Genomic DNA, 2,803 nt, shown 5'->3' on the forward strand with positions numbered 1-2,803 from the left:
CGGCTGGGTCGTATCCGGCTGGGTCGTATCCGGCTGGGTCGTATCCGGCTCCGCCGCATCCCGGCTCTGTCGCGTCCCGGTGCCTGCGCTCAGGTGCCTGCGTTCCGGCGCGATTGTGCCGAACGCAGCCGCCTGGGTCAGGTACGGACGACGAGCGCGGTGGCGATCGCCGCGAGTCCCTCTCCCCGGCCGGTCAGCCCGAGGCCGTCGGTAGTGGTGGCGGACACGCTCACCGGCGCACCCACGGCCGCTGCCAGAACCTCCTGCGCCTCCGCCCGCCGGCCGGCCATGCGTGGCCGGTTGCCCACGATCTGCACGGCGACGTTGCCGATCGTCCAGCCCGCTTCGGCCAGCAGCCTCGCCGTCTCGCCCAGCAGGGCCACACCGGCCGCACCGGCCCATTCCGGCCGTCCGGTACCGAAGACCGAGCCGAGATCTCCCAGCCCGGACGCGGTCAGCAGCGCGTCGCAGGATGCATGTGCGGCGACGTCGCCGTCCGAGTGGCCGTCAAGCCCGGTTTCGCCGGGCCAGAGAATGCCCGCCACCCAGCAGGGACGACCCTCGGCGAACGGGTGGACGTCCACACCTAGCCCGACCCGGGGAAGTCCGGACAGATCCCTCACCTCGCTTACGCATCATTGGCCGATTGATCACACCTCGTCGACCGAAGACGGATCGATCACAATTTCAGGTCCGGAAGCTGTGGCGGTGCGGCGCCGCGCGACGCCCACTATGCCCGCGCCGGCGGCGCGGGCAAGCGAGGAGCGAGCCCCGCGGACAGGCCCCGGGAAACCTGGGCCGCGACCGGGCCGGCGTTTGCCCTGCGGTACCGGCCCAGGGCCGTGCCAGGCGCCCGGCGGCGTTGTCTAACGGAATGCCGGTCTAGCGATGGGCGAGCAATGCCTCCGCGAGGACCAGATCGGCGGGTCGGGTCACCTTGAACGCCTCCTGAGCCCCGGGGACGGTCGTCACGACCACGCCCAGCGCTTCGACCAGCCCCGCATCATCGGTGATCGCCACCCCCGCGGGCAACGTCGCGCTGAACCGGTAGGCGTCGTCCAGCACGTCCCGACGGAATCCCTGCGGGGTCTGCACCGCACGCAGGACGTCACGCGGAACCGTCCGCACGACCCTGCCGGTGTCGTCGATCTGCTTGATGGTGTCGTTCACCGCAACCACCGGGATGACCGCGGGTGCCCCGGCCAGGACCGCTGACGCGACCGTGTCGACAAGCGCCGGGGGCGTCAACGGACGGGCCGCATCATGCACCAGGACGACCCCTACCGTCTCGTCGAGCACCGCGATGGCTGCCCGCACGGAGTCGATCCGCTCGGCGCCACCGGCAATCACACGCACGCCGGGCCCGAGCAGTGCGGCGAACGCGTCCACTTCCGCGGCCGGGGCGGCGACAACCACCTGGTCGACCAGGGTCGCCAAGGTCAACGACTCAACCGCATGCTGGACGAGTGAGCGACCGGCCAGCGAACGAAGCGCCTTGGGTACGGACCCCCCGAGGCGTTCGCCGCGGCCAGCTGCCGGAACGATCGCGGCTACACGATCAGACATATGCATAAAAAGCGTCAGATAGATTCAGGCGCGTCCGATATCCGTGGTATCTGCTGCCGACTAACCTGCCAGCACCTCGTCGAGCATCGCCTCGGCTTTGTCCTCGTTGGTGCCTTCGGCCAACGCCAGCTCGCTGACCAGAATCTGTCGCGCCTTGCTCAGCATGCGCTTCTCACCAGCGGACAGCCCCCTTTCGCGATCACGACGCCAGAGATCGCGAACAACCTCGGCGACCTTGTTCACGTCGCCCGAGGCGAGCTTCTCAAGATTCGCCTTGTAACGCCGCGACCAGTTGGTCGGCTCCTCGGTGTGCGGAGCCCGCAGGACCTCGAACACACGCTCAAGGCCATCCTGGCCGACCACATCACGGACACCGACCATCGCGACGTTGTCTGCAGGGACGCGTACAGTGAGGTCACCCTGTGCAACCTTGAGCACCAAATAGAGCTTTTCCTCGCCCTTGATGACGCGTGTTTCAATCGCGTCTATGAGAGCAGCACCGTGATGTGGGTAAACAACGGTCTCGCCGACTTGGAACGCCATGTGTCAAGTGCCCCTTCCGCCTTCACCAGAGTAACACGCGTGCATCGACGCAGGTCAGACGCGTGCTTGTGGAACGGGCCGTCGACGGCCCGCCCAGACGTCCCGGTGACGCGTCCGCTGCAGGTCAGCGACGCTGCGGACCAGGCGAAACAGGCAATGGCCACCAGCATGGGCAGCCTGCCCGGATGTTGTTGTGCTTCTTGCTACCCCCATGACGCCATGATCGACAAAGGACGGTCGTGCCGCTGCACCGTCCGGAGCGCACCGCCTGGTGGAATCCGTCCATGATGTCGCCGTCCGCGGCCGCCTGCACCACCCCGGACGATGTCTGCCCCGCTGACACGACATCAGCTTCCTATACCACCCGGCACATGAGCCGTCCATCGGCCACGATGGAGGGGTGCACGTCACACCGCCGCCGCCGCCCGCGTCCGGGGATGACGGAAACAGGCCTGGCCACGGGGACGACCCTCATGCCTACCTTCCGCATCAACACTGGGGGGACCTTCCCCCGCTCGGCCCCCGGCTCAACGTCAGGATCCCCGACGATCTGAGCGAGCTCGACGACGACGTGGCCGCCTACCGGGCCGAACTGCGATCGCAACGGCGGCGGGAGCGCATCGACCGGCTGGTCCCAGGTCTGCGGAACCGGCGCGATCGACTCCACCGGCACGATCGGCTCCACCGGCACGAT

The 2,803-nt window shown here is 68.2% G+C and carries 4 protein-coding genes; all 4 read right to left on the minus strand.

Annotated elements, in window-relative coordinates:
- Positions 1-137: 137 nt before the first annotated feature.
- Complete coding sequence (gene ispF / locus DD1DGNOD_RS24960) at positions 138-623, minus strand: 2-C-methyl-D-erythritol 2,4-cyclodiphosphate synthase (protein WP_241251845.1); 486 nt, start codon at positions 621-623, stop codon at positions 138-140.
- Positions 624-882: 259 nt separating this feature from the next.
- Positions 883-1,566, minus strand: coding sequence for a 2-C-methyl-D-erythritol 4-phosphate cytidylyltransferase (ispD, locus tag DD1DGNOD_RS24965; RefSeq protein ID WP_131768796.1), 684 nt, complete (start codon positions 1,564-1,566; stop codon positions 883-885).
- 60 nt (positions 1,567-1,626) lie between these two features.
- Entirely contained in the window at positions 1,627-2,109 is a 483-nt protein-coding gene (locus DD1DGNOD_RS24970) for a CarD family transcriptional regulator (protein WP_131749102.1), read from the minus strand.
- 355 nt (positions 2,110-2,464) lie between these two features.
- A partial coding sequence (locus DD1DGNOD_RS28415; RefSeq protein ID WP_206443420.1) for a hypothetical protein occupies positions 2,465-2,803 on the minus strand: 339 nt, incomplete at its 5' end.

This window comes from Candidatus Protofrankia californiensis, from assembly GCF_900634765.1.
GTDB lineage: Bacteria > Actinomycetota > Actinomycetes > Frankiales > Frankiaceae > Protofrankia > Protofrankia californiensis.